This is a genomic window from Streptomyces rhizosphaerihabitans (assembly GCF_025399795.1).
GTDB lineage: Bacteria > Actinomycetota > Actinomycetes > Streptomycetales > Streptomycetaceae > Streptomyces > Streptomyces rhizosphaerihabitans.
Window position 1 is genome coordinate 41,210 of sequence record NZ_JAODTZ010000024.1, and the last position, 25,545, is coordinate 66,754.

At 71.8% G+C, this 25,545-nt stretch carries 19 protein-coding genes, 1 tRNA gene and 3 pseudogenes; 11 read left to right on the plus strand and 12 right to left on the minus strand.

Annotated elements, in window-relative coordinates; translation table 11 throughout:
• The first annotated feature begins 54 nt into the window (after nucleotides 1-54).
• Complete coding sequence (locus N4G66_RS23545; RefSeq protein WP_391858870.1) at nucleotides 55-4,680, plus strand: beta-ketoacyl synthase N-terminal-like domain-containing protein; 4,626 nt, start codon at nucleotides 55-57, stop codon at nucleotides 4,678-4,680.
• Nucleotides 4,681-4,710: 30 nt separating this feature from the next.
• Here the strand turns inward: N4G66_RS23545 and N4G66_RS23550 are convergent, their stop codons facing one another.
• Nucleotides 4,711-5,901 carry an RNA-guided endonuclease InsQ/TnpB family protein gene (locus tag N4G66_RS23550; protein ID WP_261706157.1) on the minus strand — a complete coding sequence of 397 codons (1,191 nt, stop codon included), beginning with the start codon at nucleotides 5,899-5,901 and terminating at the stop codon, nucleotides 4,711-4,713.
• Between the two features lie 156 nt (nucleotides 5,902-6,057).
• Between N4G66_RS23550 and N4G66_RS23555 the strand changes: the two genes are divergently transcribed.
• The 5 genes and pseudogenes from N4G66_RS23555 to N4G66_RS23575 form a co-directional block, all read left to right on the plus strand.
• Nucleotides 6,058-6,393 carry an acyl carrier protein gene (locus N4G66_RS23555; RefSeq protein WP_261706158.1) on the plus strand — a complete coding sequence of 112 codons (336 nt, stop codon included), beginning with the start codon at nucleotides 6,058-6,060 and terminating at the stop codon, nucleotides 6,391-6,393.
• A gap of 3 nt (nucleotides 6,394-6,396) precedes the next feature.
• Nucleotides 6,397-7,218 carry an alpha/beta fold hydrolase gene (locus N4G66_RS23560; protein WP_261706159.1) on the plus strand — a complete coding sequence of 274 codons (822 nt, stop codon included), beginning with the start codon at nucleotides 6,397-6,399 and terminating at the stop codon, nucleotides 7,216-7,218.
• Nucleotides 7,215-8,489, plus strand: a complete 1,275-nt coding sequence (locus N4G66_RS23565; RefSeq protein ID WP_261706160.1) for a glycosyltransferase — start codon at nucleotides 7,215-7,217, stop codon at nucleotides 8,487-8,489. Before N4G66_RS23560 ends, N4G66_RS23565 begins: the two co-directional genes overlap by 4 nt.
• Nucleotides 8,486-9,682, plus strand: a complete 1,197-nt coding sequence (locus tag N4G66_RS23570; RefSeq protein ID WP_261706161.1) for a class I SAM-dependent methyltransferase — start codon at nucleotides 8,486-8,488, stop codon at nucleotides 9,680-9,682. The genes N4G66_RS23565 and N4G66_RS23570 overlap by 4 nt, the downstream gene beginning before the upstream one ends.
• A gap of 77 nt (nucleotides 9,683-9,759) precedes the next feature.
• Nucleotides 9,760-10,352 (plus strand): annotated as a pseudogene (locus tag N4G66_RS23575) (tyrosine-type recombinase/integrase); the annotation flags it as partial.
• A 99-nt stretch (nucleotides 10,353-10,451) separates the two neighbouring features.
• On the opposite strand, the gene N4G66_RS23580 reads toward N4G66_RS23575, so the two are convergent.
• Nucleotides 10,452-10,525: transfer RNA gene (locus tag N4G66_RS23580), tRNA-Pro, on the minus strand.
• Nucleotides 10,526-10,696: 171 nt separating this feature from the next.
• On the minus strand, nucleotides 10,697-11,620 hold the full coding sequence (locus N4G66_RS23585) for a LysR family transcriptional regulator (protein ID WP_261706163.1): 924 nt from the start codon (nucleotides 11,618-11,620) through the stop codon (nucleotides 10,697-10,699).
• Between the two features lie 71 nt (nucleotides 11,621-11,691).
• On the opposite strand from N4G66_RS23585, the gene N4G66_RS23590 reads away from it, so the two are divergent.
• A complete protein-coding gene (locus tag N4G66_RS23590) occupies nucleotides 11,692-12,588 on the plus strand; it encodes an SDR family NAD(P)-dependent oxidoreductase (protein WP_261706164.1) in 897 nt (298 codons plus the stop codon).
• 58 nt (nucleotides 12,589-12,646) lie between these two features.
• Here N4G66_RS23590 and N4G66_RS23595 read toward each other — a convergent pair whose 3' ends face one another.
• The 4 genes from N4G66_RS23595 to N4G66_RS23610 all read right to left on the minus strand — a co-directional run bounded on the left by N4G66_RS23595 (nucleotide 12,647) and on the right by N4G66_RS23610 (nucleotide 16,216).
• On the minus strand, nucleotides 12,647-13,414 hold the full coding sequence (locus N4G66_RS23595; protein WP_261706165.1) for an NPP1 family protein: 768 nt from the start codon (nucleotides 13,412-13,414) through the stop codon (nucleotides 12,647-12,649).
• Nucleotides 13,415-13,781: 367 nt separating this feature from the next.
• Nucleotides 13,782-14,864, minus strand: coding sequence for a maleylacetate reductase (locus N4G66_RS23600; protein ID WP_261706166.1), 1,083 nt, complete (start codon nucleotides 14,862-14,864; stop codon nucleotides 13,782-13,784).
• Entirely contained in the window at nucleotides 14,861-15,724 is an 864-nt protein-coding gene (locus tag N4G66_RS23605; RefSeq protein WP_261706167.1) for an intradiol ring-cleavage dioxygenase, read from the minus strand. The genes N4G66_RS23600 and N4G66_RS23605 overlap by 4 nt, the downstream gene beginning before the upstream one ends.
• 147 nt (nucleotides 15,725-15,871) lie before the next feature.
• A complete protein-coding gene (locus N4G66_RS23610; RefSeq protein WP_261706168.1) occupies nucleotides 15,872-16,216 on the minus strand; it encodes a CHAT domain-containing protein in 345 nt (114 codons plus the stop codon).
• A gap of 107 nt (nucleotides 16,217-16,323) precedes the next feature.
• Here N4G66_RS23610 and N4G66_RS23615 point away from each other — a divergent pair, with 107 nt between their 5' ends.
• Entirely contained in the window at nucleotides 16,324-16,446 is a 123-nt protein-coding gene (locus N4G66_RS23615) for a hypothetical protein (protein WP_261706169.1), read from the plus strand.
• A 224-nt stretch (nucleotides 16,447-16,670) separates the two neighbouring features.
• On the opposite strand, the gene N4G66_RS23620 is transcribed toward N4G66_RS23615, so the two are convergent.
• Nucleotides 16,671-18,998: a molybdopterin-dependent oxidoreductase gene (locus N4G66_RS23620; protein ID WP_261706170.1), complete on the minus strand. Its 2,328-nt coding sequence runs from the start codon at nucleotides 18,996-18,998 to the stop codon at nucleotides 16,671-16,673.
• A 233-nt stretch (nucleotides 18,999-19,231) separates the two neighbouring features.
• A pseudogene (locus N4G66_RS23625) lies at nucleotides 19,232-20,237 on the minus strand (SDR family oxidoreductase).
• Between the two features lie 160 nt (nucleotides 20,238-20,397).
• Between N4G66_RS23625 and N4G66_RS23630 the strand changes: the two are divergent.
• Nucleotides 20,398-21,283: pseudogene (locus tag N4G66_RS23630) on the plus strand (helix-turn-helix transcriptional regulator).
• Nucleotides 21,284-21,366: 83 nt separating this feature from the next.
• On the opposite strand, the gene N4G66_RS23635 reads toward N4G66_RS23630, so the two are convergent.
• Nucleotides 21,367-21,726 carry an excisionase gene (locus N4G66_RS23635; RefSeq protein WP_261706171.1) on the minus strand — a complete coding sequence of 120 codons (360 nt, stop codon included), beginning with the start codon at nucleotides 21,724-21,726 and terminating at the stop codon, nucleotides 21,367-21,369.
• A gap of 68 nt (nucleotides 21,727-21,794) precedes the next feature.
• On the opposite strand from N4G66_RS23635, the gene N4G66_RS23640 reads away from it, so the two are divergent.
• Together N4G66_RS23640 and N4G66_RS23645 are read left to right on the plus strand one after the other, a co-directional pair.
• On the plus strand, nucleotides 21,795-22,766 hold the full coding sequence (locus N4G66_RS23640; RefSeq protein WP_261706172.1) for a Clp protease N-terminal domain-containing protein: 972 nt from the start codon (nucleotides 21,795-21,797) through the stop codon (nucleotides 22,764-22,766).
• Between the two features lie 414 nt (nucleotides 22,767-23,180).
• Nucleotides 23,181-23,717, plus strand: coding sequence for an NUDIX hydrolase family protein (locus N4G66_RS23645; RefSeq protein ID WP_261706173.1), 537 nt, complete (start codon nucleotides 23,181-23,183; stop codon nucleotides 23,715-23,717).
• Nucleotides 23,718-23,861: 144 nt separating this feature from the next.
• Here the strand turns inward: N4G66_RS23645 and N4G66_RS23650 are convergent, their stop codons facing one another.
• Nucleotides 23,862-24,080: a hypothetical protein gene (locus N4G66_RS23650; RefSeq protein WP_261706174.1), complete on the minus strand. Its 219-nt coding sequence runs from the start codon at nucleotides 24,078-24,080 to the stop codon at nucleotides 23,862-23,864.
• 305 nt (nucleotides 24,081-24,385) lie between these two features.
• A complete protein-coding gene (locus N4G66_RS23655; protein WP_261706175.1) occupies nucleotides 24,386-25,204 on the minus strand; it encodes a helix-turn-helix transcriptional regulator in 819 nt (272 codons plus the stop codon).
• Nucleotides 25,205-25,545 lie beyond the last annotated feature (341 nt).

Consider the following 25,545-nt stretch of genomic DNA (forward strand, 5'->3'; position numbering starts at 1 on the left):
GGTGCGGCGGAAGAGCCGGTGACGCGGCGGCAGGTTCCGGTCGCCATCGTCGGCATGGCGGTGCTGATGCCGGGGGCCCGGGATCTGGAGGCGTACTGGCAGAACCTGCGGGACGGCGTGGACGCGATCGGAGAGGTGCCGCAGGGGCGTTGGGACGCCGGGTACTACCGCCCCGGCACCGCGTCCGCGCCGGCCGTCGCCGACCAGGTGTACTGCCGCAGGGGCGGGTTCGTGGACGCACTGGCCGAGGTGGAGGTGACCCGGTTCGGGATCATGCCGAACTCGGTGGCCGGTACCGAGCCCGACCAGCTCATCGCGCTGCACGTGGCCGCCGCGGCCCTCGCGGACGCGGGCGGCCCGGACCGGCTTCCCGACCGGCGGCGCGTCGGTGTCGTTCTCGGCCGGGGCGGCTACCTCACCCCGGGCCTGGTCCGGCTCGACCAGCGGGTGCGCACGGCCGGGCAACTGGTGCGCACCCTGGGCGAGCTGTTACCGGAGTTGACGGACAGTCAACTACAGCGCGTGCGAACGGCGTTCACCGACCGGCTCGGCCCCGACAGCCCCGAGTCGGCGATCGGCCTGGTGCCCAACCTGGCCGCCTCCCGGGTGGCCAACCGGCTCGACCTGCGCGGCCCCGCCTACACCGTGGACGCCGCCTGCGCCTCGTCACTGGTCGCGGTCGACCAGGCGGTGGGCGAACTCTCCTCGGAGCGCTGCGACCTGATGCTCGCCGGAGGCGTCCACCACTGCCACGACATCACCCTGTGGAGCGTCTTCTCCCAACTGCGCGCCCTCTCCCCCAGCGAGCGCATCCGCCCGTTCCACCGGGACGCCGACGGCCTCCTCGTCGGCGAGGGCACCGGGGTCGTCGTACTGAAGCGGCTGGCCGACGCCCGGCGCGACGGCGACCGGATCTACGCGGTGATCCGGGGCACCGGGGTGGCGAGCGACGGCCGGGCCGCCGGCCTGGTCAACCCCGATCCCGGCGGTCAGGCGAGTGCCGTGCGGCAGGCATGGCTCGCCGCCGGACTCGACCCGGCCGCGCCCGGCTCGGTCGGCCTGCTGGAGGCACACGGCACCGCGACCCCGGCCGGCGACGCGGCCGAACTGGCCACGCTCGGCGCGGTGTTCGGCCCGGCCGGAAGATCCGGCGGAGAGCGCGCGGTGATCGGCTCGGTGAAGTCGATGATCGGGCACACCATGCCCGCCGCCGGGGTGGCCGGACTGGTCAAGGCCGCCCTCGCGGTGCACCACGCGACGCTGCTGCCGACCCTGCACTGCGACGACCCGCATCCGGCGCTGGCCGCGACCCGCTTCCGTACGCTGGAGAAGGCCGTCCCCTGGGAGGTCTCGCCCGGTCACCCGGTGCGCCGGGCCGCCGTGAACGCCTTCGGTTTCGGCGGGATCAACGCGCACGTGGTGCTGGAGGAGGCACCGGCGCCCGTCACGACGGCGCCCGCTCCGGCAACCGGGCGCCCGGCCGTGCGGGTCGCCGAGCCCGAGCGGGTCCTGCTGCTCGCCGCGGACGGTCCGGAACCGCTCGCCGCCCTGCTGGACACCGACGACGCCGCGGTACGCGCCGCCGGACTCGACCCCGCGCTTCCCCATCCGGCCGCGGGCCGGGCCCGGCTCGGCATCGTCGACCCGACCGCGAAACGGCTGGCCCTGGCCCGCCGGGCGGTCGGCCGGGGCCGCGCCTGGCACGGCCGGGGCGACGTCTGGTTCCGGCCCGGCCCCCTGCTCGGTCCCGGACACGGCAAGCTCGTCTTCGTCTTCCCCGGTCTGGAGAGCGAGTTCTCCGCGCGCGTCGACGACGTGGCCGCGCACTTCGGACTGCCCCGGGCGACGCCCGGGGGCGACCCCGTCGGCGACGTGGGCCGGCACGGCCTCGGCGTGGTGGCCGTCGGACGCCTTCTCGACGCGGCGCTGCGTCGCCTGGGTGTCGTGCCGGACGCGGTCGCCGGGCACAGCGTCGGCGAGTGGACCGCGATGACGGTGGCCGGGCTGTACTCCGGGGACGAGGTCGACGCCTTCATGGCGGGCTTCGATCCGGACACGGTGACGGTGCCGGGTCTCGCGTTCGGTGCCGTCGGCGCGCCCGCGGAGCGTGTACTGGCCGCCCTGGAACAGGAGTTCACGGGCGCCGGCCTGGTGCTCTCCCACGACAACGCGCCGAGCCAGTCGATGGTGTGCGGGCCGGACGGCGCGGTCGAGGACTTCGTCCGGTCGTTCCGGGCCCGCGGTGTGCTCGGCCAGGTGCTGCCGTTCCGGTCCGGCTTCCACACACCGATGCTGGCGCCCTACCTCGGGCCGATCAGACAGGCGGCGCAGCGGTTCCGGCTGCATCCGGCGACCGTCCCGGTGTGGTCGGGGACGACCGCGGCGCCGTTCCCCGAACGGGAGGCGGAGGTACGCGATCTGTTCGTCCGGCACCTGCTGGAACCCGTGCGCTTCCGGCAGTTGACCGAGGCCCTGTACGCGGCGGGGCACCGGGCCTTCGTCCAGGTGGGCCCCGGGCAGCTCGGGTCGCTCGTGGGCGACACCCTCGGCGACCGCGACCATCTGACCGTGGCCGCCAACTCCCCCCGCCGCACCGGCCTCGCCCAGTTGCGCCGGGTGGCGGCCGCGCTGTGGACGGCGGGGGCGGCCGTCGCCCCCGCCCTGCCCACCGGGCCCCGTACGGACACCACTTCAGGAGCCGGATCCGGATCCGGCGACGGCGGCGCGCTGTCGGCGCGGCCCCCCGTACGACTCGACCTGGACGGCGCTCTGATCTCACTCGACGGCCCGGAACTGGCGAACCTGCGCGCCGAGTTGAGGGCGGCCGCCCCAGCACCTGGCGCCGCCGCCCCGTACGCGCCGGGTGCGCTGCGTGGGCTCACCGACCGGTTCCCCGGCGCCGCCGAACTGGACGCCCTGCTGCGGGACACCGCGGACACGGCGGCAGCGCTCATCACCGCGCGGCCCGCCCGCCGGCCGGCCGCCACGCCCCCTCCCCCCGTTCCCGTGCCTGTCTCCGTCCCCGTGCCGGCTTCCAGACCCGTCGCCGAGACACAGGCGGCGGTCGGCGACGCGGTGACGGGCACCCTCGTACGAACCTCCGTCGTCCGCGTCTCTCCGGAGACCATGCCGTACCTGCTCGACCACTGCTTCTTCCCCCAGCGGGCCGGCTGGCCGGACGTGGCCGACCGCTGGCCGGTCGTCCCGGCGACCACGATCGTGCACCACCTGATGGACGCGGCCCGGTGGGCGGCGCCGGGCAAGGTGCCGGTCGCCGTGCACGGCGCCCGGTTCGAGGAGTGGCTGACGGCCACCCCCGCCGTCGACGTACAGGTCGCGGCGGAGCCCGTGGCACCGGACCGCCTGGCCGTGTCCTTCGGTCCCCGGGCCCGCGCCACCGTCGAACTCGCCACCGGCTACCCGGCCCCGCCGCCCGCCCGTTGGCGGACCGACCCCGCGAGCGAACGCGCGCCCCTCCACACCGCGGCGCAACTGTACGGCGAGCGCTGGATGTTCCACGGCCCGGCGTTCCAGGGAGTCACCGAACTCACCGCGCTCGGCGAGCGGCACATCCGCGGGATCATCACCACCCCGGCGGCGCCCGGCGCCCTGCTGGACAACGTCGGCCAGATCCTCGGCTACTGGATCATGGCGACCCGCTCCGAGCGGACGGTCGTGTTCCCGGTCGGGATGCGGGAGATGCGCTTCCACGGCCCGCACCCTGCCCCGGGGACGAAGGTGGCGTGTCTGGTGCGGATCACCTCGCTCACCGACACCGTGCTGGAGGCCGACGTACAGCTCTCGGTGGCGGGCGCGGTGTGGGCGGAGTTGCGCGGCTGGCAGGACCGCCGGTTCGACAACGATCCGCACACCCGCCCGGTGGAGCGCTTCCCCGGGCGCAACACCCTGTCCGAGGCCCGTCCGGGCGGCTGGTCACTGGTGCACGAACGGTGGCCGGATCTGGCGTCGCGCGACCTGATCATGCGCAACTCGCTGGGCGGACAGGAGCGTCCGGAGTACGCCGGGCACGCGCCGCGCGGCCGGCGGCAGTGGTTGCTGGGCCGGATCGCGGTCAAGGACGCCGTACGGCAATGGCTGTGGGACCACGGCGAGGGCCCGGTGTTTCCCGCGGAGCTGCGGGTGCGCAACGACAGCATGGGCCGCCCGTACGTCACCGGGGTGCACGGCCGGGAACTGCCCCCGCTGGACATCTCCCTCGCCCACCGCGCCGAGGCGGGCGTGGCGATCGTACGGCCGCACGTGCCCGCTCCCGGTCCTGGCATCGACATCGAGGAGGTCACGGCCCGCGACCCGCAGGCGATGGCGACGGCGCTCGGCGCGGACGAACAGCGGCTGCTGCGCACGCTGTGCGCCACCGGTGGCGGTACCGGCACCGGTACCGAGGCGCTGTGGTTCACCCGGTTCTGGGCCGCCAAGGAGGCGGTCGCCAAGGCGGAGGGCACCGGCTTCGGCGGCCGGCCGCGCGACTTCGCCGTGCTGGAGGCGGCACCGGCCGGGGACGAGCTGATCGTCTCGGGGCGCCTGGAACGCGCCTACGCGGTGCGGTGCGCGCCCGCCGACAACCCGCCCGGACTGACCGAACGGGCCTATGTCGTGGCCTGGACCACGGGACCGATCGGACCGACGGGACACCCCCACGAGGAGGAGTACGCCCCTTGACTTCCTCCCCCTCCTGAAGGAGGGGGATTCCTACGGCTCGCGCCGTGGGGTTTCCTGCTTCGTCGCCGACTGCCCGCCCGGAGTGCTCCGTTGAGGTCTTACACCGGCTCCACAGGCTGTCACCGCCAGTCCGGCGGCCAGCAGGTTCTTCGCCGCGTTCACGTCCCGGTCATGGCTCGCACCGCAGTCACACGTCCAGGTACGGACATGCAACGGCATCCGCTCCCGGAGGGCGCCGCAGGCGGAGCACAGCTTGGAGGAGGGGAACCACCGGTCGACGGCGATCACCTCACGTCCGTACCACTGGGCTTTGTACTCCAGCAGGCTCCGGAAGTCCGCCCATGCCGCGTCCGAGACGGCTCGGGCCAGGCTCCGGTTCCTGACCAGGTTGCGGACACTCAGGTCCTCGATCACGAGCGTTTGGTTCTCACGCACGAGACGAGTGGTCAGCTTGTGCAAGGTGTCACGGCGACGGTCGGCGATCCGGGCATGGATCCTGGCGACCTTGCGGCGGGCCTTGGCCCGGTTCGCCGAGCCTTTCTCCTTCTTCGCCAGTCGGCGCTGTGCCTTGGCGAGGGCCACGCGGTCGCGGCGCTCGTGCCTCGGATTGCTGATCTTCTCGCCGGTCGACAAGGTCAGCAGGTGGTTCAGGCCGACGTCGATACCGACGGCCGTGTCCATGGCGGACAGGGGCTGCACGGACAGGTCGTCGCACAGCATCGAGACGAACCAGCGCCCAGCCGGATCCTGGGAGACGGTCACCGTCGACGGGCTCACGCCCTCCGGAAGGGGCCGGGACCACACGATCGCCAGGGGCTCGCGCATCTTCGCGAGCGTCAGCCGGCCGTCCCGGAAACGGAACGCACTGGTGGTGTACTCGGCGGACTTGCGCGACTTCTTCCGGGACTTGAACCTCGGATACTTCGCCCGCTTGCCGAAGAAGTTGGCGAACGCCACCTGCAGGTGCCGCAGCGCCTGCTGCAACGGAACCGACGACACCTCGTTCAGGTAGGCCAGTTCCTCGGTCTTCTTCCAGACCGTCAGCATCGCCGAGGTCTGGTTGTAGTTCACCCGCTCCTGCCGCGCCCACGCCTCCGTACGGGCCGCGAGTGCCAGGTTGTAGACCTTGCGCACGCTTCCGAACGTGCGCGACAGCTCGGCTGCCTGCGCATCGGTGGGACGGAAGCGGTACTTGAACGCCCGCTTCACACGAGTAGCCACGACCCACAAGCTAGCGCCACTGGTGGTGAGGCATCAAACCTGCCGGTCAGGGCACAGGGATCCGTCCTGGCGGCGAATCCCGGCCTACTGCCCTGCTCCGCAGGGGTCTCGTTTCCTCCCCCGGCTGAAGCCGGGGGTATCCACGAAAGGACTCTGATGAAAGCCACCCCCCACCCCGCGGACGCCACCCCCCGCCCCGCCGACGCGGACCTGGTCCTCGCCGACATCGCCGGACTGCTCGCCCGGCTCCTGGAGGACGAGTACGGCCTCGACGACGTCGAGATCGGCATGGCGACCACGTTCAACCGCGATCTGGAGCTGGAGAGCATCGACCTGGTGACGCTGTCGGGGCTGCTGGAGGAGCGGTACGGCGGACGGGTCAACTTCGCCGAGTTCCTGGCCGGGATGGAGTTCGACGAGATCATCGGGCTCACCGTGGGGCAGCTCGTCGCCTACGTCGTGACCAGCCTGAAGGCGGCGGAGGCGAGCTGACGCATGGCGATGGTCGACACCGGTGGACTCCGGTTGCACGTACAGCGGATCGGCCCCCGGGACGGCCGGGCGGCCACCGCGACCGCGGTACTGGTCCACGGTCTGCTCACCGACAGCCTGGCCAGCTACTACTTCACCGTGGCGCCCGCCTTCGCGGCGGCCGGCCTCGACGTCGTCATGTACGACCTGCGGGGCCACGGCCGCAGCGAACGCCCGTCCGACGGCTACACTCTGGACCACAACATCGACGACCTCCGGGCGCTGCTGGACCGGCTGGCGGTGACCGGACCGGTGCACCTGGTCGGCAACTCCTACGGCGGGACGATCGCCTTCGGCTTCGCGGCCCGCCACCCGGAGCGTGTGGCCAGCGTGTCCCTGATCGAGTCCGAACCGGCCACCGCCGCCTGGGCGTCGAAGCTCGGCGGCATCCTCGACCGGGTGGTGGCCCAACTGGCGCACAACGAGCCCGAAGCCCTCGCGTGGATCACGGCGAACCGTGGCCACAACACGGCCCGGCTGGCCCGGGGCGCGGCCCGGCTCGCCCGGGACACCACTCTCGGACAGGACATCCCGGCCAGCGGCGTCCTGACGAACGATCAGATCGCCGCGATGCGCCGTCCCGTGCTCGGCGTGTACGGGGGTGACTCCGACCTCGCCGAACTCGCGCCCTGGTTGGGGTCGTTGCTGCCGGACTGCCGGACGGTGGTGATACCGGGACACGAGCACTCGGTTCTGGTGGAGGCGGCCGGGACCGTGGGCGGTCACATCCTGGCGCTGATCCAGGGGACTTCGGCGGCCCGGAGCGTGGGGGCCGAGGCCCGGTGAGCGGATTCCTGTTCGTGGTACCGCCATTGGTCGGGCACATCAACCCGGCCGTCGGGGTCGCCGACCTGCTGCTCGCGCGCGGGCACCGGGTGGCGTGGGCCTGCGCCGACCCCGGTCTCGTGGGACGCCTCGCGGGTGACCGGGCCCCGGTGTTTCCGTGCGCCGGGCCGGTACCGGGGGTGGGCGAGGCGCGGCGGCCTCCCGGCCTGCGGGGGCCGGAGGCGCTGAAGTTCCTGTGGGAGTGGTATCTGCTGCCGCTGGCCGAGGCCATGGCGCCGGGGGTGCGGGCGGCGGTCGGGACGTTCCGTCCGGACGTGGTCGTCGCCGACCAGCAGGCGTTCTCGGGTGGACTGGTCGCCGAGCGGGCGGGGCTGCCGTGGGCCACCTCGGCGACCACCTCGGCCGAGTTCGCCGACCCGCTGGCCGGGCTGCCGAGGGTCGCGGAGTGGCTGGCGGAGCGCCTGGCGGGCCTGCGCGGGTCCGTCGGGGATCCGGCGGGCGACACCGATCCGCGGTTCTCGCCGCATCTGGTGCTGGCGTTCAGCACGGTGGAGCTGGCCGGTCCGCCGGCCGCCGCGCGGGGCGGCCCGATCCGCTGGGTCGGCCCCTCGATCACGGCCAGACCGGCCGCGGCCGGCTTCCCCTGGGACTGGCTCGACCCCGGTCGGGCCACGGTGCTGGTGACCCTCGGCACCGCGAACGCGGACGCCGGCGGGCGCTTCCTCGCCGTCTGCCGGGAAGCCCTGCGCGCACGGGCCGACCGGGTGCAGGGGGTTGTCGTCGACCCGGGGAACACCCTGGGCGCGGACGCCGTCTCGTCACGGGGCGACATCCCGTCCCCGGACGGCACCGGTGCTCCGTACGGCACCAGGGCTCCGTACGGCGCTCAGCCCTCGCCCGACCACGACAAGGACCTGCTGGTCCTGCCCGCTGTACCCCAACTCGCCCTCCTCGAAAGGGTCGACGCCGTGGTCTGCCATGCCGGTCACAACACCGTGTGCGAGGCGCTGTGGCACGGGGTTCCGCTCGTGGTGGCGCCCATCCGCGACGACCAGCCGGTGGTGGCCGGGCAGGTGGTGGACGCGGGGGCGGGCGTCCGGGTCAGGTTCGGCCGGGTGACCGCCGCCAAGCTGGGCGCCGCGCTCGACGCCGTGCTGCACGAACCCGGGCACCGCGCGGCCGCCGAGCGGATCGGTACGGCGTTCCGCGCCGCCGGCGGTGCAACGGCGGCGGCTGACAGCCTCGAACAACTCGCCTGGGAGTACCGATGAGTGAGCAGACGGATCGACCGACCGGGCAAGCCGCCGAGCAGCCGCCCTGGCAGGACGCTGGCGAACCGGCGGGACAGGACCCCAGGGAACCCCCCGAGCAGCCGGCCGGGCAGGACGTCGAGGAACCGGTCAGGGAGCCCAGCCGTGCCGAGCGGGTGGCCGGGCTGCGCCCCGGCTACCTGGCCGATCTGGCCGAGGGCGCGGGCCGCTTCTTCGAGCCGCCGCGCACCACCTGCCCCTGGTGCGGCTCCGGTCGGCTGACCACCCGTCTGCGCACGACCGACCTGCTCCAGCACAAGCCGGGCCGGTTCGTCCTCGACCGGTGCGACGCCTGCGGGCACGTCTTCCAGAACCCCCGGCTGAGCGAGGCCGGGCTGGAGTTCTACTACCGCGACTTCTACGACGGGCTCGGCGAGAAGAGACTCGGCGACACCTTCGGCGGCCGCGCCGGGATGTACCGCGACCGTGCCGAGTCGATGCTGCCGTACGACTCCGTCCCGAAGACCTGGCTCGACGTCGGCACCGGGCACGGCCACTTCTGCGCGACCGCCCGCGAGGTGCTGCCCGGCACGGCGTTCGACGGTCTCGACTTCACGGACGGCGTCGAACTCGCCGCCCGCGAGGGCCGGGTGGAGCACGGCTACCGCGGCGCCTTCCCCGACCTGGCACCGGAACTCGCCGCCCGCTACGACGTGGTGAGCATGTTCCACTACCTGGAGCACAGCACCGACCCCGACCGTGAGCTGAGGGCCGCGTGGCAGGCGGTGCGGCCCGGCGGCCATCTGCTCATCGAGGTCCCGGACCCCGAGAGCCGCTACGCCCGGCTGTTGGGCCGCTGGTGGCTGCCCTGGCTCCAGCCGCAGCACCTGCACTTCGTGCCGGTCGCCAATCTGCGCCACCGACTGGCGGAGCTGGGGTTCACGGTGGTGGCGCAGCAGCATGCCGAGGCGCACGATCCGGTGGACCTGCTCGCGGCCGTCTGGCTGGCGCTGGACCACGCCGCTCCGCGCGAGGACGCGCCCTGGCTGCCGAGGCCGCCGGGCGCGCTGCGGCGGGCCGGGCGTACGGCCCTGCTGGTCGCGGGGATCCCGGCCCTGGTCCTGGCCACGCTGCTGGACCGGTTCGCGGTCCGCCCGCTCGCGCACCGGCTCGGCGTGTCCAACGCCTACCGCCTGGTGGCCCGCCGGGACTGACCCGTGCACGGCTCCGAAAGCCGTGGGCGGACAGGCGGGAGGGTCGGTCATCACGCGCCCGGAGCCCGGCGTGGACCCGCTGTTCCCACGACCGGTACCGCGGCTGGGGCGACGTGGTCATCTTCGCCGCGTGCACCGCCGCACGGATCGGCGAGGTCTCAGGCTGCCGCGTCGGAGACATCGACACCACCCAGTGGATCCGGACCGTGCGGCGTCAGACCACACCCGCGCCCGGCGGGCTGACCGACAAGGGCTCCAAGGGCAAGCGGGCCCGCAAAGTCCCCATCGTCGAGGAGATCCGCCCCCTCGTCGCCCAGCGCATCCTGTCCGCCGGCCCCAATTCCGACGCCCGCCTGTTCACCGGCCCACGCGGCGGACGCATCTCCACCGCCGTCCTGCGCGACGCCACACACTGGGACGACGTGGTCGCCGAGCTCGGCTACGAGCACCTGCGCCGCCATGACCTCCGGCACACCGGACCGACCTGGTTCGCCGACGCCGGAGTCCAAGTACACGTCCTCCGCAGGATCGCCGGCCACGGGCCACTGACCACCGCCACCTGCACCCGGACATGCACAAGATCACGGCCGCCGGACCAGCGCTCTCCGTACACCTCAGCGTGCTGCGCGCACCGCGCTCGCTGCCGAGCCCGATCGTCCTGACCCGCTGACCTCGGTCAAGCACGCCGGTCCCCAACCGGTCCCCAAAAATGATCAAGGGCCGGTTTCGGATAACTCCGAAACCGGCCCCGACCTGCGACTGTCTCCAGTCGGGACGACAGGATTTGAACCTGCGACCCCTTGACCCCCAGTCAAGTGCGCTACCAAGCTGCGCCACGTCCCGATGCGTCTCACTCGCGGTGCCCCGCGTGTTCACGCATCCGAACCCTACCGCACGTCGGTGGATGACCGCGCACGCATTGTCATCGTCCCAGCGCAGGCGGGGTCGCCGTACGCGGGCGGGCTCGCCGTACGGGCGGAAGGGTTCGCCGTACGAGGCGGGAAGGGGGCGCCGTCAGGCTGGTTCGTCCAAGTCGGCCGCGGCCGACCGGAGTGCGTCGGCCAGCCGGGCGGCCGGTTCCGGCAAGGGGTGCGGAAGGCGGGCGAGGACGAGCCGGCGCCGCTCCTCGGGACCGCCCTTCACCGACAGGATCCGTACGCCGGCCGGCGCGGCGGGGGCCAGCGAGGCGGGAACGGTGGTCAGACCGCAGCCCGCGGCCACCAGATGCAGTTTGGCCAGCCAGTCACGGGCGGTGTGGGCGATCACAGGACGCTCGTCCAGTCCCGGCCAGACGCCCATCAGCCGCTCGTCGCCGACGGACGAACCGGCGATCCAGCGCTGTCCCCGCAGGTCGGCGACGTCGACGGAGTCAGCGGCGGCGAGCGGATGGGTCACCGGCACCGCGAGCCGCAGACTGCGTTCGGCGAGCGTCCGCACGGTCAGCGGGGGCGACTCGCCGTCCAAGGGCCGGAACGGCGGCGCCGAGGCGAGCAGGGCCAGGTCCAGGGTGCCGGCCCGCAGCGCGCGGACCAGCGCGGGGGTACTGCCCTCGCGGGTGCTGACGGTGATCGACGGGTGGCTGCGGCGCAGTGCGGCGACGGCGCGGGGCAGCAGGACGGCGCCCGCGCTGGCGAACCAGCCGAGGCGGACGGTCCCGGCCTCGGCGGGCAGCCCGGCGAGTTCCCGTGCCGTCGCGTCGATCTCGTCGAGAACCGTCACGGCCCGGCGCAGTACGACGTGTCCGGCCGCGGTCAGCCGCACGCCGTCCCTGCGCCGCTCCAACAGCGGTGCCCGTGCGGCCCGTTCGAGCGAGGCGATCTGCCGGGACACGGCGGACTGGGTGTAGCCGAGCGCCCCGGCCGCCGCGGTGAGCGTGCCCCGCTCGGCCACCTCACGGAAGACCCGCAGGGCGACCAGTGAGACGTCGGTGAAGTCCATGACGATTACGCATACCAGACCTGAGCAGGTTTCGTTGGACGCATGGCCGAGGTGTTCCTAGCGTGGTGGGCATGACCAACTCACGCATCGCTCTTGTCACCGGAGCCAATCAGGGGCTCGGCTTCGCGCTCGCCGAAGGGCTCGCCGCCCGGATGGGCCGCGGTGACCTGGTCCTGCTCACCGGGCGCGACGCCCACCGGGTCGCCGACGCCGCCGCGCGGGTCAACGCGTCCGCGGCCACCGTGAGCCGGGTCGAGGGCCGCGTCCTCGACGTCACCGACGCGCGGGCTGTTGGGGAGCTGGCGGCCGAACTCGGTACGCGCCACGGCGGGGTGGACATCGTGGTGTCCAACGCGAGCGCCATGCTGACGCCTGAGCGGTCGCAGTCCGAGCAGGCCGACGCCTTCATCGATGTCGCCAACGGGGGCGCGCACGCGGTGCTGCGCTCCTTCGGCCCCGTACTGCGCCCCGGTGGGCGGCTGATCGTCGTGGCCAGTTCGCTGGGCACGCTGGGCCATCTCGACGCCCGGCTGCATCCGCTCTTCGACGGCGCGTCGCTCGACGAGGTGGAGGCGGCGGTCGAGTCCTGGCGGGCCGCCGTGCACGCGGGCACCGAGCGGGAACTCGGCTGGCCCCAGTGGATCAACGTGCCGTCCAAGGTGGCCCAGGTCGCCGCCGTGCGGGCGGTCGCGGCCGGGCGCCGGGACGCCGACCTGGCCCTCGGCACCCTGGTCGCGGCGGTCTGCCCGGGACTCGTGGACACACCGTTGTCGCGCCCGTGGTTCACGGACTTCAGCCAGGCGCAGACCCCGGCGCAGGCCGCCGTCGCGATCCTCGATCTGCTGCTGCGCGAGAAGGCCGATCCGGCGCAGTACGGCGAACTGGTGCGGTTCGGTGAGGTCCTGCCGTGGCACGCGGGGAGGCCGCCGCGTCACCAGGAGCGGCTTCTCAACTCGTACGGGCCGTAACGGCATCGGCCGGTGGTGGGTGACGCCGGGCGCGCTTCACCCACCACCGGACCACCGGTCAGGCGTTGGGGTCGAACGCGATGCCGGCCGGCTTGGCCTTCGTCAGGTGGGAGTTGAAGTTGCCGTCCTTGAGGCCGAACACGGCGCTGCCGAAGTCGTACGCGCTCAACTTGTCACGCAGTCCGGCGGGGTAGCCGTTCCAGCCGACCAGCGTCGGGAACTGCCAGGTGTGGTAACTGTTCTCCGGCGGCTCGTCGTTGGTGTTCGCGGGCCGGAAGCAGTGCGTGCCGATGCCGTCCTTGTGGTAGACGACCTTGGGGTGCGTCCCGTCCCAGCGGATCTGGTCCCGCGTGTAGATGTTGAAGTTGCCGTGGGCCGACGTGGACACGTACTTGGCCTCGTTGTCCTGGACCCACACCACGACGTGCTCCCAGTCGTTGCGGTGCCCGCCGAGGCCGCTGCCGACGACGGCCTGGTCCTTCTCCATGTAGAGGCCGTAGATGATGGCGCACCAGCCGTTGTTGCACTTCTCGCGGGAGTACCCGTTGGTGTTGTCGAGGTCCCAGGAGTCGTGACAGTGGCCGTTCAGGGCCCCGGAGGGGTTCAGGCCGGGATTGACGGTGCCGTCGGGGCCGATGGCGGGCGTCGGGTAGCAGCCGTCGGTGTCGTAGTCGAAGGCCGGCTGGAACGTCGACTCCAGTCCGTCCGCGTTCCCGGGCAAGGCGGTGGGCGGGTCGGCGAGGGCGCTGCCCGGAAAGGCGACGACCAGCGCGACGGCGCTGCCGAGGACGAGCGAGACCTTGCGGGTCCGCGAGCTTCTTGTCACTGCTTCCTCCAGATCGACCGCGGCGTGGGGGCGGGGCAGACCAGGCGGTCGTCTTGGCATGCCCAGATCAGCCTTCCGGGCGGGCGCGGAAAACACCAGAGGTCGCGGGTGTCAGAGCGATGAAGGATCTACCAATGGGGAGGGTGAGGCGGCCCGTTGGGGGCCGCCGGATCCCTTTTGACCCCAACTCTCCTTCTATGCAGTCCAGTTGCCACCGGGAGCAGGGGCCGAGGGGTGCCTCGTGGGTCGCCGGCGATCTTCCGCGTCCCGCGCGGCGGACCAACGGCCGGGGCAGGCGTGCCGCTTCGCGAACGGCGCCCGGACGGGGCCGGGTCGACGGGACCCGGCGGAAATCGTCGGACAGGCCCTACGCGTCCTCGCTCCGCGGCTCCCATCCTTCGTACGCGGCCGTCAGCAGCCCCAGGACGCCGTTCGCGGTGACCTCGCGGGGGTTGGGGTAGGACTCCGCGGCGACCTGCGTCGCCGCACGGGCCAAGTCGGCTTCCTTCAGGCCGAGTTCGGCGAGGGTACGGGGAGCGCCGAGACCTCCCGCGAGCTCCCGCAGGGCGCGGGGGACGTCGTCGGTGTCCATGGCCCGCGACAGGACGGCGATCGCCTGCGGCGCGGCGGCCGCGTTGTAGGCGAGGGCGTACGGGAGGACCACGGTGTGGGTCTCGGCGTGCGGCAGTCCGAAGGTGCCGCCGAGGACATGGCACAGCTTGTGGTGCAGGCCCATGGTGGTCGCACCGAGGCAGGTCCCGCAGAGCCAGGCGGCGTAGAGGGCCCGGCCGCGCGCCTCCGGATCGCCGGGGGCCGCCGCCACCGCGGGAAGGGCGCCAGTCATCGCCCGTACGCCCTCCTCGGCCATCAGGGAGACGATCGGGGAGGCGTCGGGGGCGTACAGCGCCTCGACCGCGTGCGCGAGGGCGTTGACGCCGCTGGTCACCGAGAGCGGGACCGGGAGGCCGAGGGTGAGCTCGGGGTCGTAGACGACACAGCGGGGCTGTACGGAGGAGTCGCGACCGGTGCGCTTGACCCCGTGCTCGGTCAGGCCCCACACCGACGTCATCTCGGAGCCGGAGTAGGTGGAGGGCACGGCGATCAGCGGGAGGCCGGTGCGCAGCGCGATGGCCTTGCCGAGGCCGATCGCGGAGCCGCCGCCGACGGCGACACAGCCGTCGGCGCCCGCCGCGCGCGCCACCTCGGCCGCCTCGTCGGCGACCTCCACGGGTACGTGCATCCGGGCGCCGGTGTGCACCCCCACGCAGCTGTCGCCGAGCGCGTCCGCCACCGACCGTGCGGCCTCCGCGCCCCGGCTGCCGCACACCACGAGCACCCGGTGCAGTCCGAGCCGCGCGGCCTCCCCCGGTGTCGCGGTCACCGAGGCACCGGGCCGGAAGACGACCCGGGCCGGCCGGGTCTCGTAGGAGAAGTCCAGCGGGGTGGTCATACCGGCTCCAGTACGAGTTCGAAGTGGGCGTGCCGGAAGGGGTTCGCGACGCCGAACTCCCTTGCCAGCGAAGGATCGTCGGTCTCGGCGAAGTCCTGGACGAGGCTCTGCTTGACCGCGAAGACGGCGTCGGAGTCCAGATAGGGGCTGCCCGCCACGAAGATGTGCGTGGTGACGGGGGCGTGGCCCTCGGCCGAGGCGATGAAATGGATGTGGGCGGGGCGCCAGGGGTGGCGGCCGGTGGCCCCGAGCAGGGTGCCGACCGGGCCGTCGGTGGGGATCGGGTACGGGCTCGGAACACAGGTACGGAAGCGGAAGCGGCCCTCGGCGTCCGTCGTGAAGAGCCCGCGTCCGTTGCCGGGCGGCTGGACGTCCGGCCGCTGGACGTCGTAGAAGCCCTCGCCGTCCGCCTGCCACACATCCAGGACCGCGCCGGGCAGCGGGGTACCGTCCCGGGACAGCACCCGGCCGCTGACCACGCACGGCTCGCCGGTGCCCACCAGGTCGACGGTCGCGCCGAGTTCCCGCACGGGCGACTCGGTCATGTGGAACGGGCCGAGGACCGTCGACTCCGTCGCGCCCGGGTCGCGGTCGCCGTTCAGGGTCTCCACCAGCATGGAGACGCCGAGCACGTCCGACAGGAGGATGAACTCCTGCCGGGTGTCCGTGCACATCCGCCCGGTCTCCGTCAGGAAGCCTATGGCGCTCTCCCACTCCCCCGTCGTCGGCCGCGTCTCCCGGACGAAGGCGTGCAGGTGACGGGTGAGCGCGCCGAGCAGCTCACGCAGCCTCGGGTCGGCCGTGCCCGCGAAGCTGTCGACGACAGCGTCGGTGATGTCCGTGGTGAATTCCGTGGCCATGCCGCTCCTGTGGTCCCGCCGGTCGTCCTGCCGGGCGGTATCAGGGTCTCTGACTGTTGAGGGTTTCGCTCAAGGATCCTTGGACCGGGGATCCCCGTGAGTATCGCCGGTGCGGTACCCGTTGGACGGTGATCGGCCCTCGCTCGGTCAAGGCCCCATGTGCGCGTAAGGGGCCCACAACCATGGGCTGAGCGGACAGCGCTCGCGCGGGGCGCGGGTCACGCGGTGCATCGCCTCGGCGGGCGGAACGTCCTCCGCCAGGAGGCCGTACAAGGTCGTGGTGAACTCGGTGGCGTCGCCGTCGGCGACCTCCCACAGGGTGGCGATCACATGGGTGAAGCCCGCGAACTGGAACGACGAGGCGACGCGGTGGGCTTCGTCGGCGAGCTCGAAGGACCCGGAGGCGGATCCGCACGAGGCGAGGAAGACCAGCCCGGCGTCGAGGGACAGCGTCGAGATGTCCGGCAACGAGACTGAACCGTCCCGCAGCACAAGCTCGTTGGCGGACCTCCCGAAACTGTCCCGGGCGCCTCCGGGCCGGCGACCACCAGCAGGCGTGGATCGCGGCCGGTGCGGGAGCGGCTGGATCTGTCGATCCGATGCCGTGGCTGATCTGGCAGATCGGCCAGATCAGGCAAACGATCGTCGGCCGCGTCACCGAACTCGCACTCTTCGGCGCCTTCGTATGCAGGTTCGCCGACTGCTGGAGCAGGCGCAGCTGAAACACGTGACGCTGTACAGCCTTCAGCGCAGTCGGTGTGCGCTGAAGGGAGAGCGAGCGGCGGGTATGACGCGACAGCGTCCAAAGCTCGCCCGAACTCGTGTCCTCGTCGGTGGGGTACCACCGTGACAGCAGCGCAGAGCGCAGCATGCACGGAAGTGCGCGACAGACGGCAGCGGCGGACAAGCCGTGTGGTCCGTTTGCCGTGCAGACGGCGCGCAGTGTCTACAGCAGTTTGTCGAGGGTGATGGGGAGGTCGTGTACCCGGATTCCGGTGGCGTTGTAGATGGCGTTGCCGACTGCGGCGGCGGAGCCGACGGTGCCGAGTTCCCCGCAGCCGCGAGCGCCGAATGCGCTGATGACGGGGTCGGGCTTGCCGACCAAGTGCACGTCGATGTGGGGGATGTCGGCGTTGACGGGGACCATGTAGTCGGCCATGTTGCTGCCGGCCAGTCGCCCGGTGTCGAGTTCCAGAGGGTTGTCCTCGAGCAGGGCGTGACCGATGCCGAAGATGATGCCGCCGACGATTTGGCTGCGGGTGGCCTGGGCGTTCACGACGCGGCCGACGTCCACGACGGTGGTGAAGCGGGTGACGCGGGGCTCGCCGGTGAACCGGTTGACCTTGACCTCGCAGAAGTGGGCGCCGAAGCTGCTGAATTCGTACTGGGTGGCTTCCGGGCCGGGTGCGGCCGCCGCGGTGGCCTCGACGTCGGGGACACCGACGGTGGCGAGCAGGCGGCCGAAGGTCATCGAGCGGTCCGCGCCGTGCAGTCGGCCGTCCTCGTAGGTCAGGTCGCGGGTGTTCGTACCGTGCCACGGTGAGCGGGGATTGGTCACCGCAAGCTGGATGAGGGCCTTCTTCGTGGCGTCCGCGGCGTCCGCGACCGCCGGGACGGTACTGGACGTGGCGGCCGACCGCGCGGCCGGTGCGCCCGGCGGCAGCGCGGTGTCACCGATTTCGGGTTTCACCCGGTGCAGCGGGATGCCCAGGGCGTCGGCGCCGGTGATCGCCAGCACGGTCCACGCGCCGGTGCCCAGATCGGCGGTTGCGGAGGACACGATGGCGGTGTCGTCGTCGAGCAGTCGGACACGGACGTGGACGGGGTCGTGCTGGCGGTCCCCCGGATAGATGGCGGTGGCCATTCCCATGCCGATCAGCCATTGCCCGTCGACCCGGGCGCGGGGCGTGGCTCTGCGGGCCGACCAGCCGAAGCGTCGGGCACCGATGCGGTAGCAGTCGTGGAGGTGCTTGCTCGACCACGCCCGGTCCGTGCCGGGCACGACAGTGGCGTAGTTGCGCAAGCGCAGTTCGAGCGGGTCGATCCGGGCGGCAACGGCCAGTTCGTCCATCGCGGTTTCCAGCGCGAACGCTCCGGGGGCTTCGCTGGGTGCCCGCATCACGGAGGTCGGGGGCATGTCGAGGATGACCCGCTGCTGGTCGACGTGCAGGTTCGGGGTCTTGTACAGCTTGGCCGAGGTGCCTTCGGCAGGAACGGAGCTCCACCAGCCGACGGCCGGCATCTCGGCGACGCTCTCGTGGCTGATGACGGTGAGCACTCCGTCGCGGGAGGCGCCCAGCTTGATGGTCTGGTCGACCTGATCCCGGTGGCCGGCGATGGTGAACACCTGTTCCCGGGTCAGGGCGAGCTTGACCGGACGGTTCAGCCTGCCGGCCGCGGCGGCGGTCATGGCGGCTTCGCTCCACGGCAGGGTCCGGCCGCCGAAACCGCCACCGACGTACTCGGTGATCACCTGCACCGCGGGCGGCGGCTGTGTGCCGAGCCGAGCGGCTACCGCCATGGCGTGGGCGTGGGGCAACTGCGCGCCGCTGTGGATGGTCAGCTTGGTGTTGTTCTCGCTCCACTCGGCGAGGATGGCGTGGGGTTCCATCGCGACGTGATGGTGCACCGGCTGGTGGAAGCCGGCCTGCACGACGATGTCGCCGGCAGCCAGTGCCGCGTCGATCGAGGCGACGCCGGGAGCGAGGATCGTGCGCTTGGGCTCAGGCGCCGTGGGCCCTACGGACGGTTCGCGGGGCCCGTCGGCCAGTGAGGTGCGGGCCGTCTGTTCGTCGTAGGTTGTGGTGATCAGCCCTGCGGCGTCGCGTGCCTGCTCGAAGCTCTCGGCGACGACCATGGCGATGATCTGGCCGTGGTAGTGGATCTGGAAGTCCTCCAGGGGTGCGTATGTGTCCCCGAGGTCTGGCACCGCCCGCAGGCCCAGCTTGTTGAACGGGCTGTATACGTCGAGGACACCGGGTGCGTTCCGCGCGGTGGTGGTGTCCATGCGGCGGATCACGCCCCGTGCGATCGTGCTGGTCACCACATAGGCGTAGGCCTTGTTCGAGGCTGTGTGGTCGGCCGCGTACCGGGCGGCGCCGGTCACTTTCAGCCGACCGTCGACGTGCACCGTGCACGCCCCGCACTGACCACGGTCGCAGCCCTTCTTCGTCCCGACGAGCTCCAGCCGTTCGCGGAGCGTGTCGAGCAGGGTGGCCCGCGGGTCGACCTCTAACCTTTGCGAACTGCCGTTGACCTTGACCTGTACCGTCACGAGATCCACGCCCTCTGCGGCGAGGGCCGGCCCGGCGTTTGCGGTCCTTGCGAGCAGCGGCGTCGCTACCGCAACGACGGCAGTGGCGCCCAGAACGGTTCGCCGGGACACGTCCGACCGCTCTTGGCCTGCATCATCACTGGGACTCACCGATTTCTCCCCTGGTTTGCGCTTGATGGGACACGCCGGAACCGTCGGCGCAGCCGACCGGCTCCAGGTGCTGCCCGCTCCGGTCACTGAGGTCGACGACTGCCAGGACCCGTCGATCCCAGGCTGGGGCGGGCACCCTCGTCGGCCGGGAAGGGGGTGTGGGTGAGGTTCTCGGAGATCTGCCAGATGCGTTCGGCGTCGTCCTCGCCGCGAAGCCGGGAGTAGACGGTCTGTTCGGCGGGCGCGCCCGACAGATGTCCGAGACCGCTGGGACCGTACAGGCGGGCGCCGTGTGCGTCCGGCGAGGTGGCGGCCAACAGGGCCGGAAGCAGCGCGGTCTCGACCGTCCCGGCGAGGATGCCGCGGCGGGACAGAACGCGGATGAGGCGCACGCCGACGGTGTCCTTTGCCCGGCCGACCTCGGGGCGCGCGGCCAGGAGACTGGTGGGGGCGATGCCGGGGTGGGAGAGGTTGCTGGTGATACCCCAGCCTCCGGCCTGGCTGCGCCGGTCCAGTTCGAGTCCGAACAGGCCGAGCGCGATCCGCGATCTTGGACTGGCTGTACGCGCGGCGGCCGTGGTAGGACCGGTCCCAGCTCAGGTCGTCCCAGTTGATGGCGTTCTCGTTCGCGCTGATGCTGAGCTGTGAAGTCACGCGTGCGCGGCCGGCGCGGAGCAGGGGCAGCAGGTGGGCGACGAGAGCGAAGTGCCCGAGGTGGTTGCTGCCGAACTGCAGCTCGAACCCGTCGACGGTGGTCTGCCGGTCCGGCGGAGTCATCACGCCGGCGTTGTTGATGAGGATGTGAATCGGACGGTCCTCGTCGCGCAGCGTGGCTCCCAGCGCGGCGACCGAGCCCAGCGACGACAGGTCGAGGTCCCTCAGGGACAGGGCCGCTTCCGGGTGCTGCTGCTTGATCCTGGCGATCGCCGCTTCGCCCTTGCGAGGGTTGCGGACGGGCATGACGACCTCGGCACCGGCGGCGGCGAGGCGACCCGCCAGGCCCAGTCCGACACCGTCGCTGGCACCGGTGACGACGGCGAGTTTCCCGGAGAGGTCGGCAACGGTGATGTCCGGTCGTGTGCGTGCCATGTGCTGCTCCTGGTTTCTCCGGAGAGTGGATGTGGTCTCAGGCTGCGCCTGGCCACAGGGATATCCACGGCCTCTCGATCCCAGGCTGGCCGGACCCGGCCGGCCGCGGTCCGAAGGGGGGATCAACAGGCCGAGGCAGCCGTCCGGCACCGGTGGCACGATGAAAAGCACTGGAACCAGGAAGGAGGCAGTCGTGATCGATCGAGCTGGACTCGCCGAGTTCCTGCGCCGCCATCGGGAGTCACTTCAGCCTGAAGACGTGGGTCTCCCGCGTGGGCAGCGGCGCAGAACCGCCGGCCTGCGCCGCGAAGAAGTCGCCACGCTCTGCCACATCTCCACCGACTACTACAGCCGGCTCGAGCGGGAACGCGGACCGCACCCGTCCGAGCAGATGATCGCCTCGATCGCGCAGGGTCTGCATCTGTCCCTCAACGAACGCGACCACCTGTTCCGCCTCGCCGGGCACAACCCACCCGCGAGAGGCCCGATCAGCGAGCACATCAGTCCCGGCCTGCTCCGCATCTTCGACCGGCTCACCGACACCCCCGCCGAGATCGTCACCGAACTCGGCGAGACACTCCGGCAGACCCCGCTCGGCGTCGCACTCACCGGCGACACCACCCGGTACACCGGCCCGGCCCGCAGCATCATCTTCCGGTGGTTCACCGACCCGGGCCCTCTACCACCCCGACGACCACGCGCTGCACTCCCGCGTCGTCGCCGCCGGGCTGCGCAAGATGGTCACACTCCGCGGGCCCAAATCAAGGGCCGCTCACCTCATGGACCTGCTGCTCGCCCACAGCGAAGAATTCCGCACCGTCTGGAACGAACACGAAATCGGCATCCACTACAACGGCGTCAAACGCTACACGCACCCCGAGGTCGGCGCCCTGGAACTGACCTGCCAGACACTTCTCGACCCCGAGCAGTCACACATCCTTCTCGTCTACACCGCCGTCCCCGGCAGCGAGAGCCACGAAAAACTACAGCTCCTCTCGGTCATCGGACCCCAGCACATCGTCCCGCAGACACTCCCGAACGCGTGACTGCATTGCACAGGTTCCGATAGCTCGGCTTACCGATACGGTGGCACCGTTCCGGGCCGATGGCACGGGGCCGCTCGCGCCGGTCACTTCCGCTCCAGCGCGGCCAGCCGCAGCTCAAGCTGGTCAACCCGGTGCCGAAGCAGGGTGACCTGGGCTTCCAGGCTGACTTCCCGTTCCGCCTTGCGCTGAATGCGCGGTGATGCGGCGGCGCGCTCGATCACCGCGTCCAGCTGGACCAGGCGCTGCGGCCCGTTCGGGCCGTCCACCAGCCGGGACCGGATCTCGCCATTGCGGTACCAGGACCGCAGGGCCGAGCGGGAAACACCGGTCTCGGCTTCCGCCTTGGCCAGCGTGACCCAGGGTGTCTCGTCCAGCTGCTCGAACAGCTCCAGCTCATTCTGCCAGCGCGCGAGCCGGTCCTCCCAGTCCGACGGTGTCTCCATCACACCCTCCCTTCACCATGGTGACCATATCAATAACAGTGTATTGACATGGTTGCGACCATCGAGACATGTCATTTGAAAGGTTCACGGTGGAAGCCCGCAAGGTGGTCGTCACGGCTCAGGAGGAGGCGAGGCTGCTCAAGCACAACCACATCGGCACGGAGCACATCCTGTTGGGGCTGCTCGACGCGCCGGACAGCACGGCGGCGAAAGTTCTGCACCAGCTCGGGTACGACAAGGAGACGGCGCAGGTCGACATCGCCGCGGTGGTCAAGCCCGGCACGCAGGAGCTGAGCGGCCATATCCCGTTCGCGCCGCGCGCGAAGAAGACGCTGGAACTCGCCCTGCGCGAGGCGCAGCAGCTGCACCACACCTGCATCGGTACGGAACACATCCTGCTCGCCCTGGTCAGGGAAGGCGAGGGCGTCGGCGCGCAGGTACTTGCCGAGCGGATCAGTCCGATCAGCAAGATCCGTGCCGCGGTGCTGGCATCAGCGGAAGGATCGCAGGACGTCGCGGCCGGCCCATGGCCGGCCGGCACATCTGCCACCGAGGACACCGTGTCCGCCGCCAGCGCGCTGGCCGGTGGCGCACCGGTCGGCAGTCATCACCTGCTTGAGGCGATGCTGCGGGCGGAGAACAGCATGGCGGCCAAGGTGCTGCGCGAACTCGGGGTCGACCCGGACGCGGTCGCCGCCAAGATCGACGAACTGGATCCGGAGACGACCACGGACGCGAACCCGGAGGAGGCCGCCGCGCGCAAGATGGAAATCCGGCTGGTCGACGATGAGGTGCACCTGATCCTGCGGGACCCGGCAACGGTCACGGCCGCCAAGAAGGTCACCGAGTTGTCCAACGGCCCGATCCAGGGCGTCGGGCCGGTGGCCGGCATGTTCGTCCCGCTCTGGCGGTCGACCAACCAGCTGCTGCTGCAGATCCAGCGTGTGCTGGAACCGGAACCCGGAGAGGAGGACGGATCCGCCGCGAGCAACGTGGCCAAGGTCGTACGCACGGTCCTCGCGCCCCGGCTCCGCCGGTGAACCGGCTGATCAGCGGGCCGGAACCTGTCGGTGGGACAAGCGAGGACGGGGGCGTGGTGAGCGACGATGCGCCGGCACCGTTCTCGCCGGCGACCAGGGCGTGTTCACAGGCGCGTTCGCGGCGCCCATCGAGGCGCAGCGCGGCGCCTGACAGGCCGTCGCCGCCGGCCGGCACGCGCTGGTAGTCGCGCCTCACCGAGCCGGCCGAGGCCGGCCGACTGACCACGGGGGGGGGCTTCCCCCGAGCCCGGTGATGCGCGGGCGACGCGCGCCACCGGGACCGGATTCCCCCGACGCCCGCTGGGCCGACACCCTGTGGCCGACGCCGGATGATGCGCGATGGCCCTTTCTGTGGGGCATCGTTGACCTGGAGCATCACGCCCGCACCGGACGTACGGAAAGTATGATCAAGCAATGTCTGACTTGACCGAAACCACGCCCGGCTGGCTGTCCCGCGACGAACTGGAATCGGCCCGCGCCCGCATGCCGATCCTGTACGTCGAGGCCGTACCGGTGCGCGTCGCCGACAACGGCGAAGTCACCCACATCGGGCTCCTGCTCCGCATCGGTCCGGACGGGACGGTCAGTCGCACCCTCGTCTCCGGCCGGGTGCTGCACCACGAGCGGGTCCGCGACGCCCTGCTGCGCCACCTGGAGAAGGACCTCGGCCCGGTGGCGCTCCCCCGGATCCCGGCCTCCCTGCAGCCCTTCACCGTCGCCGAGTACTTCCCGACGCTGGGCGTCACGCCGTTCCACGACCCGCGCCAGCACGCCGTGTCCCTGGCGTACATCGTGCCGGTGACCGGCGACTGCCGCCCCCGGCAGGACGCCCTCGACCTGGTCTGGTTCAGTCCGGAAGAGGCCGCGTCACCTGTGGTCACGGACGACATGCCGGGCGGCCAAGGCGTTCTGCTGAGGCAGGCGCTGGCGTACATCGGGCGTATCGCCTGACGCGGAGAGCCGGCGAACACCCCGGACGTCAAGACCGGGTGACGCCCCGTCCGACGCGGCGGCCGGGCCATCACCCTGCCCGGCGCCGCCCGGCGGACCGGACGACGGTCCACGGGTGAAACCGACGGGCCGTCACCACCCGTCCTACCGGCCGCTCCACACCGGGCCGCGCTTCTCCGCGAACGCGGCGGCGCCCTCACGCGCGTCCTCGGAGACGAACACCGGCGCGATGATCCTCTCCTGCTCCTCCCAGCCTTCGGCGAGCGTCCAGTCCGCGCTGGAGCGGGCGATCCGCTTCGTCGCGGCGACCGCGAGCGGCCATGGCTCTGCCGCCAGACGCTCCGTGCGACATGTCGACGCCATGACCAATATCTCCCGGCTGGACAGCCCGGAGCACTGCCGCACAGGCACCGCTGGCCCAAGGGCGACATCTTTGCCCGGGGCGCACTTGTCGGCTACGACGCCACAGGCCGCCTGCCCTTCAGAACAGAAACGCCCCACGTGATCGCCTACCGCGTCATGCCGGATGATCCCGCTCTCCCCCGAAAAGCTGCGCACGCCTTTGACGAAGCCCCTCACGCCGGGGCGGAATGAGTTCACCGGCCGGGTGGTCATTCGAGGCCGGTGGTGACCCGGCTGCCGTCCTCCGGACCTGCCGACGGGGCGGGTCAGAGCTGCGGAGACGGGCCGATCAGGTCGAGGCGGAACGCGTTGGCCCCGGCCTGAAACCGGCTTTCGGCGTTGAGCGCGAGGAGGATCGCGGCGATGTGCCGTCGACAGGTGCGCAGTGAGACGCCGGTACGGCGGGCGATCGATTCGTCCTTGGCGCCGGCCGCCAGCAGTTGCAGGATCCGCAGCTTCAGCGGGTCGTCGGCCAGGTTGTCCTGGTCCGTCGAGGAGTCGTCGACGGATTCCTCGGCCCCGACGGCCCGCACGGGCGGCATGGACCGCTCAGCGGGCACCGCGGTGGACCAGGCGGCCTCGAAGAGGAGCCGGGCGAGCCGGACGGCGGCCGGTTCGCGGAGGACCGCGACTGCCGGTTCGCCTCCCGGTAAGGCCTGCGGCACCAGGGCGATCCGATCGTCGACCAGCAGGATCTCCTGCGGGAGACCGGGGCTGCTCCGCACCTCGGTCTCCCCCGTTCTCGGGTGGGTCTCCAGCAACTGCCCGGCACGGGCCGCGTCGGGCACCGAGTCCAGCAGGGCCCGCACCCGCACCCCGCCGGACAACCCGTCCAGCCCTCGGCCGAGCAGCGGCGCGAGCACGGACGGCCGTCCGCCGCCGGACCGCAGCCAGTCCACCCCGGACCGGCAGTCGGTGGCCAGTGAGCGGAGCAGCGCCGAGAGCGCTTCGGTGCCCACGGCGCGCTCGGTGACCGGTCCGTCGAAGGCGGCGGAGACCTGCTTCTGCATCGTGAGCAGGGAATCCAGCCGGCCCCCCGCCAGGTCGAGCACCGACCGCCAGTAGCTGCTCTCGCTGGCGAGCACGGCGTGGAGTCCCGAGGCTGCCGCTTCGGCCGCGGCCGGCCACCGGGCGGCCGCCCGAACGGCCGACGGGGTGACGGCGGGCGCGGATCCGAGCGGGGCGCATCCGAGAGATGCGTGGCCAAGAGGTGTGGGTCCGTGGGGCGTGGGGCATCGGCAGGTGCTGGGAGCGAACGCAGTTGCTGCCATGTCCGCCGCTGCCGCGCGGATACGCGTCAAGACTGCTCCTGGAGGAGGGATGAACGAGGCCCGCAGTCCCCGTTCTTGTGGTGGTGGGGGGCGACGTCGCCGAATCTATGGGCGAGGGGATTCGCCGGGCATCCGCAGAACTACCTAACTCATAT

Bases quoted from the DNA above. Each gene is read 5' to 3' on its own strand.
- N4G66_RS23545 (WP_391858870.1), top strand. From the start codon at position 55: ATGGCGGTGCTGATGCCGGGGGCCCGGGATCTGGAGGCGTACTGGCAG.
- N4G66_RS23555 (WP_261706158.1), top strand. From the start codon at position 6,058: ATGAAAGCCACCCCCCACCCCGCGGACGCCACCCCCCGCCCCGCCGAC.
- N4G66_RS23560 (WP_261706159.1), top strand. From the start codon at position 6,397: ATGGCGATGGTCGACACCGGTGGACTCCGGTTGCACGTACAGCGGATC.
- N4G66_RS23570 (WP_261706161.1), top strand. From the start codon at position 8,486: ATGAGTGAGCAGACGGATCGACCGACCGGGCAAGCCGCCGAGCAGCCG.
- N4G66_RS23585 (WP_261706163.1), bottom strand. From the start codon at position 11,620: ATGGACTTCACCGACGTCTCACTGGTCGCCCTGCGGGTCTTCCGTGAG.
- N4G66_RS23590 (WP_261706164.1), top strand. From the start codon at position 11,692: ATGACCAACTCACGCATCGCTCTTGTCACCGGAGCCAATCAGGGGCTC.
- N4G66_RS23600 (WP_261706166.1), bottom strand. From the start codon at position 14,864: ATGACCACCCCGCTGGACTTCTCCTACGAGACCCGGCCGGCCCGGGTC.
- N4G66_RS23605 (WP_261706167.1), bottom strand. From the start codon at position 15,724: ATGGCCACGGAATTCACCACGGACATCACCGACGCTGTCGTCGACAGC.
- N4G66_RS23615 (WP_261706169.1), top strand. From the start codon at position 16,324: ATGCCGTGGCTGATCTGGCAGATCGGCCAGATCAGGCAAACGATCGTC.
- N4G66_RS23635 (WP_261706171.1), bottom strand. From the start codon at position 21,726: ATGGAGACACCGTCGGACTGGGAGGACCGGCTCGCGCGCTGGCAGAAT.
- N4G66_RS23640 (WP_261706172.1), top strand. From the start codon at position 21,795: ATGTCATTTGAAAGGTTCACGGTGGAAGCCCGCAAGGTGGTCGTCACG.
- N4G66_RS23645 (WP_261706173.1), top strand. From the start codon at position 23,181: ATGTCTGACTTGACCGAAACCACGCCCGGCTGGCTGTCCCGCGACGAA.
- N4G66_RS23650 (WP_261706174.1), bottom strand. From the start codon at position 24,080: ATGGCGTCGACATGTCGCACGGAGCGTCTGGCGGCAGAGCCATGGCCG.